We start from the raw sequence: 7,640 nt of genomic DNA, 5'->3' as shown, positions 1-7,640 counted from the left end.
TAGGACAACAAACCGCGCCGCAGCGCCTCGGCGACGCATTGGGCAATAGATGCTGTACCGAGCTTGCGGCGAGCGTTCTCAAGATGAAACAGGACAGTGCGCGGCGCAATCTGGACCAGTACCGCGATATCCGCGACTGTTTTTCCCTGCGCAGTCCATGCAAGGCATTGGCGCTCGCGCTGAGTGAGTTCACTTTCGGAGAGTTTAGACGCCATTGACGTTGTCGCCGACCTTGGCATCGACATGGTCAAGGCCCGTGCGAGCGGATATCCGCGCCAGCTCGCGCGCCTCGAGCATGTTCCGCGCGAAACGCACCTGTCCGCCTTCCTCTCGCGCCAGCCCCTGCTCGATCAGCCATTGCCGTCTCGTTCGGAGCGCCGTCTCGACTTCCGCGCCAAAGCCGGTCGACGCGAACTCATCGGGCTCCTTCCCAACGAGCCTGCGATCGAGCCAGATTGCCCCCAACGCCTGCGGCAGATCTTCAAGCCTTTGCCATGACAGCACCGCGAGCCATGAGCAAACGTAATCGGCATGACGCACGGTCGGCACGATGCCGAGCGAGGCACAGCAAAATGCCGAGGCTATCTCGGCGATGATCTCCTCGAAGCGTATTTCTTCGTACCGAAAGCACCTGACAGATCGCGGTTGAGACGGGTAGAATGGCCGCTGGCATGCGCCAATTCGTGAAGCGCTGTCCGATGCCATTTGATCAGTTCGAAATAGGCAGCCGGTTGCGGCACCTGAACGTAGTCCTCGGAAGGACAGTAAAAGGCTTATTACCGCCAATCCGGAAATCGATGCCGCTCGCAGCGATCAGCGCTTCGACCTGCGGCTCTATCACGCGGCAAATTGCCGGCACGGAGGCGACCTGAGTCATTTACCTTCTATGTTGTCGTACCAGTCGTGTCCGGTTGAAGACGTCGATGTGGGAAACCCGACTACAGCAGCTAAGTCATTCCGCGGCTGCTGCGGCAAACACGTGGTTTTTCTCTCTTCAAGCGACGCCCGCAGGCCTTCGCGTGCGGCACGCCGATTGCTGAGATGAAAACCGCCGCACAAAAAAAGTGGCGAGCTGGCCCCAGGAGTTCACAATGAGACTTGCTTCATTGACCCTGATCAATGCGGCGTTGAAGCCCGACCAACGAGATAGTCGCGAGCATCAAGCGGACTCCTGGTCATCAAGCGGCGTTAAGCTTCGGCGCGAATGGCCAATGTCATAGCCAAATTATGCAAGGCGCGTCATTCCAGATCTTTCTCTCGGCCGAGGGTGCGCGACCAAAGGAGCTGGTCGTGGATGGGATCGCCGTACCGGAAAGCCGCCTCATCTGCAATACCGGAAAGCTCGTGCTTTGGAAGAAGCCTGCGGTTTTCGTGAATGGCGCGGAGATGTCCAAGTCGGTGGCCTTCGCAGAACTGTCGATCTGCAATCCCGCCACGACGCTTTATGACGTAGTCGCAGTGGAGGCGGTGAGTTCGCCCGGCGTTTATGAGACCATACATCCGAAGGGCGTCGAGGGCGAGAATATCACGCGTGCCGATCAATACGAGGCGGGCTATGACGAGCTCGCCTTTGTTGACAATGAGGCCGCCTCGCGCTGGCTGATGCGGCAGGAGCTCGATAGACCCATTCGGCGAGGTGCCGCGCCATTGAAGAGCGGCGCCGACAGCAAAGCGGCGCAGGGCTTCATTGACTTTCCGAAAGGGCCGGAGGCTCACGCGATCATCGAGCGCTACGGTTAGATGCCCGAGAACCAGAGTTGGACCGCATGAACATCGTCTCGGCTGGCATCTGCCCGTCGGCTAGGCTGACGGTCAGGCTCGCCAGCCTCACGACCGTGGCCCTACCGCATTTGCACGCCGTTCTCTTGGCTTGGTGATCTTCGATTTTTCTCTGATCCTAGCCATGGCTCTGATCGATAGCGCAGCGCAGGGATAGGGTACGGATGACCCACTGGAGCAAACCAAAACCACGCGTGATTGAAGGCGGTAAAGCCAATCGCCATTGCGTCCTGATGCTTCGCAGCCGCGGACAGCGTGGAATTTTTGGCCGCTTGCGGCGATCCTCCTCAACGCGCTCCTCTGGGCCGGTATCCGCTGGGTCGTCGGGGCGTTCTTATGAGCGAGATGGCGTGACCGAAGCAGCAAAAGCTAGCGCCACATGGTTGGCGCGTTGGCAAACGCCCTCTGGCCTACACCCCTCTCGTCGACTGACGCTTCTCCGAACGAGGCCCACGATGCAGCGTATGCAAGTTAACGAACGCCACACACGCACGCCCGGCGGTTGTTGACCACGCTGTTCCAGAACCACAAAGCGCGCTTTTGATCTGGACGCGCCGGCAGTTCACAGTGTCCCACTTCGCGCACCGCTTTCGCCGGGTCCAACGGTGAAGCTCACGTCCCGCAAAGCCCAAAATTCTCGGTAGTAGCGACGCGGGGTGAAGCTCTTGCCGGTGATGCGGGCGAGCGGAGCGGCTGCCCGCTGCAAGCGGAGCACTATCGATTGCTTAAGGCGATCGGGCGCAGATTCGAAAATATGATAGCATTTGCTCAGCCGTTCGACTGCCACGAGAGCGTCAGAGGACATCGGCGAATCCTTTCCGTGTCTTCTGAAACGATCCGTATTCTCCTCGCCCCGCAGTCTTTCCAGCGCGATGCGGATCTTCTCCTCCGCCGAATACTGTCGGCGTCTGGCGCCGAATGTCCTTTAGCACTCGTTCTGCCGGCGCTTTGGCCGGCCCGGATTTCTGTTTCATCTTCGCTCCTGTGGCTACGATGAACCAGAATCCTCCCTCCGCAATTGGCGAGAGTCTCCTAGGCTCCGCCTGACGCCTCATCACTGATTTGGCTAAAAAGCAACTCCCATTTCTGGGAGCGCTTCGGCGCGCTTCGCGCCTATTGCTCGGCGGTTGCGGATGATAGGGCCTGTGCCGCTCAGGGTTGATGGTCTGGAAGTCGGAATCGACGGCTGCAGTGAAACTGAAGCGCCTACTTTGGATCGTCAATCCTAAGAGCCTCATGGAGGCCGAGGTACCCATTCTAAGGTCCCTCGGTTGGGGCGTTTTCATTCCGAAGGTTCTGCGGGCCGATAGCGGCTTCCGCAGCGGCCGCGTCAGGCCGAATACGTGCCAGCCTTGGCATCGCCCGGAAGCCGACCTCTCCGTCCTAGACTAGAATCGTTTTCCCTCAGGCATGCGGTCCAGTATTTCTGGAGTTTAATCATGGCACTTTGTGACGATGCTAACGTCAATGCTCTCCGTCCTGCTTCCGGCCATGAATACAAGAAAGCGATGCCATGGCTTCACCGCGAAACGCAATTTGCCTGCGAAGGCTTGGGTGATCTCGTTACGCTTGAGAAGGCAAAGCTGCGGGACGATATCAAAGGCCCCCGATAAGGCTTGGAGTGACTAGCTCAAGCGCTTCAAGAAGTAAGGCAAAGTCGCGCATAGCCCCTGAGTGAAGGGAACAGATTTCCGATCTCGAACCGAACTGCTCGATGGCGCGCGATCTCGCGGGGCCCCGTCGGTGCGTCGGAGGTGGCGGGAGGGTGCCACTAACGACGGCTAGTCTCTTTTTTGTCTAGGCTGCAGGATGCCCCACAGTGCGGAGAAGCGAACTAACTCCATCTCGCGAGGGTCGGCCATCCCCCATCGCTCTCGGAGTTGAGATAGCGCAAAGTTCTGCCCGGCAAGCGTTGCTATCCAGCTCCGGTCCACGCGAAGGATGAGAATATGCGGACGGAACTTGCGACGTGCTACGGTCAGGAACGCCTCCCGCGTTACACCAGCTATCCCACCGCCCCGCATTTCTCGGCGACTGTCAACGAAAATACCTACCGCAGCTGGCTTGAATCCGTCGGCCCCCACGGATCCCTCTCGCTCTATCTGCACGTCCCGTTCTGTCGTTCCATGTGTTGGTACTGTGGCTGCCACACATCCGTCACCCGACGGAACGAGCCGATCGCGGTGTACGCGGCGGCGCTTCGCTGCGAAGCTCAGTTGGTGGCGGATGCCCTTCGGCATCGCGCGCGTGTGACGCATATTCACTTCGGCGGCGGAACTCCGACGATCATGTCGCCTGAACTCTTCGTGGATCTAATCGGCGCGCTACGGCATTGCTACTTCGTCGTCCCGGAGGCAGAAATCGCCGTCGAGATCGATCCCCGGACCCTGAGCGAGCCGATGACACAGGCATTGGGCTATTGCGGCGTCACTCGCGCCAGTCTCGGCGTTCAGAGCTTCGATCCGAAGGTGCAACGCGCCATCAATCGCATTCAAAGCTTCGAACAGACGGCGACCGCTGCGCGCCGGCTCCGCCAGGTCGGGGTACGCGGTATCAATTTCGATCTGATCTACGGACTTCCGCATCAGACGGTTGAATCTTGTCTGTCGACCGTGGCCCGCTGCGTCGAGTTGCGCCCCGATCGCTTCTCCGTCTTCGGATATGCTCACGTCCCCTCGTTCAAGAAGCATCAGCGCAAGATCGACGAGGCCGTCCTTCCCGACAGCCTGGAGCGTCATCTTCAGTCCGAAGCCATCGCCGATGCGCTCGAATCCGCCGGCTATGTCCGCATAGGATTGGATCACTTCGCCTTGCCGACCGACAACATGGTCCTTGCGCAGCGCGAGGGACGGCTGAAAAGGAATTTTCAGGGCTACACCGACGATGGCGGCGACGTCCTCATCGGCCTCGGCGCCAGCGCGATAGGAAGTCTGCCGCAGGGCTTCGTCCAGAACGCCGTCTCGACGCGCGACTATCTGCAACGCATGGCGGAAGGTCGCTTGGCCACGACGAAGGGTTACTCGTTTACCGAGGACGACAGATTTCGCGCCGACATTATCGAGCGGATCATGTGCGATTTCGCCGTCGACCTTCGTCGTGTCTCGCGCAGCCACGGCCGACATCCGGAAGCTGCCGTGGTTGACCGAGATCGGTTCGGGCGACTGCTGGATGACGGCGTGGTTAGCATGGAGAGCGACGTTCTGAGGGTAAACCAGGAGACAAGGTTTCTGGTGCGCAGCGTGGCGTCGACCTTCGACGCACACCTGGCTCGCACCGCCGGCGCGCACAGTCGAGCCGTTTGAGGCCCGAGCTTTTTGCACACAAGCCGACCGCCAGACGCCTTGACGCACCCGGTTCAGGGGAGCCGAGCGTGAAGACCAACCTTGGAGATGTCTGGGACATGAAGGCATCCATTTCGGATACGAACCTCCCGGCGGAGGTCGCCACCCTTGCAAATCGGCTCGGCGCCGACGGCAAGCCCGACAGGGTGCACCTCACCCAATATGGGACGATGACGGAGGGGCCGGGCAAGCCCTGGATGCGGTTCTCGGCCACCGATACCATTGAGCTTGCGACCACCGCGTTCGACTGGCGCGCACGGACGGGCCCACTGTCGTGTCTAACGGTTGTCGACCAACTGTCCCCGCGCGGCACCCGCTCGGAGCTTCGGCTATTCGGAATATTTCCGCTTGCCCCTAGAGCGTCACCAGTTTTACGGGCGAAACAAATGGTCCGATGATGTTGCCGAGATCATCAACCGGCACTTCGAGGTGGCCATTATCCACTTTTCGGGATTTCCACCGAAACAACCTTGGAGGCCGCCAACAAAGTTTCGAGGGCGCGTCTTCCGGCGAGGCGTTTGGCCGTGAGGCGCCGCAGTCCTACAGCGGGCGCGCGATCATCATTCCGGCCAGCGCGACCTGATGGAGCGCATCCGTGCTCTCGGCGCTCGTCTGGTGTTCGCCCAATGCTACGACCCGATCGTCAGTGGGAGAACGAGTCCCAGATGCCGCGCGCCAAGACGATCTTGATTCCTCTGCCAGGAACGATCTTCAAGCAAGCCAACACATGGAATGGAAGCGGCGGCTGATCGAGCGCCGCTTTCATACGTCCTTTTTGCCGCACGGCAATCCGGTGTTCATGTTGGGCGCAGAAAAACCTGATCCTCACGGCCTGCCGGCCCTAATGTGGCCGCGTAGTTCACGCCGTTGAGAGGAAACTTTGTCTCCGGCTGAGACGCACTCGGCAGCAGGTTATGCAAGCGCATTCCTTGCATGAAGTCTTCCGACGCCCAATGGGGGCCGTGCTGGAAGTCCACGGGGAGGTACATTGATAGATTCGGCAGCGGACCCGGCTCGCAAGCCGACTGATCTGCCGGGCCTGAACTAGATGCCACTCCCAACGGCGCGGGTTCATCAGCATTCAGTAGCCGCCAAAGCTCCTTCGGAGAGAACTGCTCTGGATTTAGAGCGAAGTACTCTGGACCGGCGGGGACTGGCGACGGGATGGATCGATCATCCAGCATTCGCTGAAGCTCGCCTGGAGAGAACTGCTCTGGATTGAAAGTAAACTCTTCTGGATCGACGGAGAGCGACTGGGCAGCGTGATCGTCCTGTCTTCCGCGAAGCTCGTCATGCAAGTCCCTTTCCAGTCGCTCAAGCTCCGCTGAAGGGACTGAGACTGGGGATGGGATGGATTGATCATTCAGATGATCCAGCACTCGCCGAAGCTCCTCCGGAGCAATCTGCTCTGGATAGAACGCGACGTTCTCTTGGACGAAAGCCGACGGGGCGGATTGATTATCCCGCCGTCCCTGAAGCTCCTCTCGTCGAGTGTCAGCTTTCTGCGACGCGCTGTGCTGCGCAGCGGTGGCGCCGACGCGCCTCGGCTCCATCACTACCGCCTCTTCGGGATTGATGAGGGCCACGTTCGGGGCGTAAGGATTCCGCGTGGCGCGGCGTATGATCGGCACGGCTCCTGACCGCAAGGTCCGGAGATGGTCTAATGCCCTAATGAGCCTCTGATTACCGTTTCCGATGTACTCATGCACGTCACTGCCATTGCTGTTCAGCGAATTACTGTCGAGCCGAGCAACAATGCTCGGTTTCTTTTTTGCGAAGAGCCAGCGGCTAAAGCCAAGAAGAGAACTTACATACTGCTGGGCAGTGCCTTTGGCGGTCCCGCCCTTGATGAGGGCCTCCCCAAGCCCCAAAATCGCGGGAGCATCCTCGGAATAAAGAGGCTGCCTGTCGTGCCGTATCACAACCCCCGTTGACTGAGCCGGGCGCAGCGCCGAGGCTGGCGGCATTGCTCCACCACCTTCACCTGAATTGGCGATCTCGCTCAGCTGCCGCTCAATGGCAACGTCTTGCGGATTATTTGTGGTCCTCGGCCTCTTCGCTGCTCTCAACCCAGCTGTATCGCGCTCATCGTTGATGAGGACCTCCTCGCTTGGCAGGATGTTGCTCCTGGCAATTGCACCCATCAGCCCGTTGGGGGACTGCTGGCCGTCGCTAGACACATTGGGACGGAGGCCACCGCGCGGCCCCCGATCGGGCATCGCGGCACCGGCTGGGCGCGCCTGGTGCAATTGCTGCTCAAAGGCCCCTTGGCCGACGTAGCTCGCTTCAGGCTCGTGCGAGACGGGGGGCTCTACCTGCGGCCAACCTCTTACATTGAATGAGTCAAAATTGTGCGGGTCCATCCCAGCCTCACGTTTACAAATCACCTGAGCAACCTTACTCGGGCAAGCTTTCGAAAACCTGACGAGGCCGTCGCTCGTGAAGTAATGCATCGCCACATTCGCAAAAAACGAGACTGCCCCGCGGCTCTCAATGGTCAATCATGGTGTCGAAGGATAA

At 59.7% G+C, this 7,640-nt stretch carries 6 protein-coding genes and 3 pseudogenes; 4 read left to right on the top strand and 5 right to left on the bottom strand.

All coding sequences use genetic code 11. The annotated features are described in order from the left end of the window. The 3 genes and pseudogenes from CQ13_RS47360 to CQ13_RS47355 form a co-directional block, all read right to left on the bottom strand. Nucleotides 1–215, bottom strand: a 215-nt coding sequence (locus tag CQ13_RS47360) for a response regulator transcription factor (RefSeq protein ID WP_430649727.1), incomplete at its 3' end; no start/stop codon positions are given. Beyond that, nucleotides 205–549, bottom strand: a complete 345-nt coding sequence (locus CQ13_RS44735; RefSeq protein WP_057846785.1) for a DUF3363 domain-containing protein — start codon at nt 547–549, stop codon at nt 205–207. The genes CQ13_RS44735 and CQ13_RS47360, both read right to left, overlap by 11 nt. Nucleotides 550–555: 6 nt before the next feature. Then, nucleotides 556–740, bottom strand: a pseudogene (locus CQ13_RS47355) (zincin-like metallopeptidase domain-containing protein); the annotation flags it as partial. 406 nt (nt 741–1,146) lie between these two features. Between CQ13_RS47355 and modA the strand changes: the two are divergent. After that, complete coding sequence (modA, locus tag CQ13_RS31950; RefSeq protein ID WP_082637764.1) at nt 1,147–1,740, top strand: molybdate ABC transporter substrate-binding protein; 594 nt, start codon at nt 1,147–1,149, stop codon at nt 1,738–1,740. 841 nt (nt 1,741–2,581) lie between these two features. Here modA and CQ13_RS43660 read toward each other — a convergent pair. Continuing rightward, nucleotides 2,582–2,753 (bottom strand): annotated as a pseudogene (locus CQ13_RS43660) (IS3 family transposase); the annotation flags it as partial. A 465-nt stretch (nt 2,754–3,218) separates the two neighbouring features. Here CQ13_RS43660 and CQ13_RS43655 point away from each other — a divergent pair. The 3 genes and pseudogenes from CQ13_RS43655 to CQ13_RS47350 form a co-directional block, all read left to right on the top strand. Continuing rightward, nucleotides 3,219–3,392 carry a hypothetical protein gene (locus CQ13_RS43655; protein WP_156434030.1) on the top strand — a complete coding sequence of 58 codons (174 nt, stop codon included), beginning with the start codon at nt 3,219–3,221 and terminating at the stop codon, nt 3,390–3,392. 336 nt (nt 3,393–3,728) lie between these two features. Beyond that, the gene (gene hemN / locus CQ13_RS31940; protein WP_057846781.1) at nt 3,729–5,081 is read left to right on the top strand and encodes an oxygen-independent coproporphyrinogen III oxidase; all 1,353 of its coding nucleotides are present in this window, start codon (nt 3,729–3,731) and stop codon (nt 5,079–5,081) included. A gap of 98 nt (nt 5,082–5,179) precedes the next feature. After that, nucleotides 5,180–5,455: pseudogene (locus tag CQ13_RS47350) on the top strand (DUF6544 family protein); the annotation flags it as partial. Between the two features lie 462 nt (nt 5,456–5,917). Here the strand turns inward: CQ13_RS47350 and CQ13_RS46000 are convergent. Then, nucleotides 5,918–7,621 (bottom strand): hypothetical protein, encoded by a 1,704-nt coding sequence (locus CQ13_RS46000; RefSeq protein ID WP_245309456.1) that lies wholly within the window; start codon nt 7,619–7,621, stop codon nt 5,918–5,920. Nucleotides 7,622–7,640 lie beyond the last annotated feature (19 nt).

Source organism: Bradyrhizobium retamae (assembly GCF_001440415.1).
Classification (GTDB): domain Bacteria; phylum Pseudomonadota; class Alphaproteobacteria; order Rhizobiales; family Xanthobacteraceae; genus Bradyrhizobium; species Bradyrhizobium retamae.
Note: the sequence above shows the minus strand (reverse complement) of the source record. Positions and strands in the feature narration are given on the sequence as shown.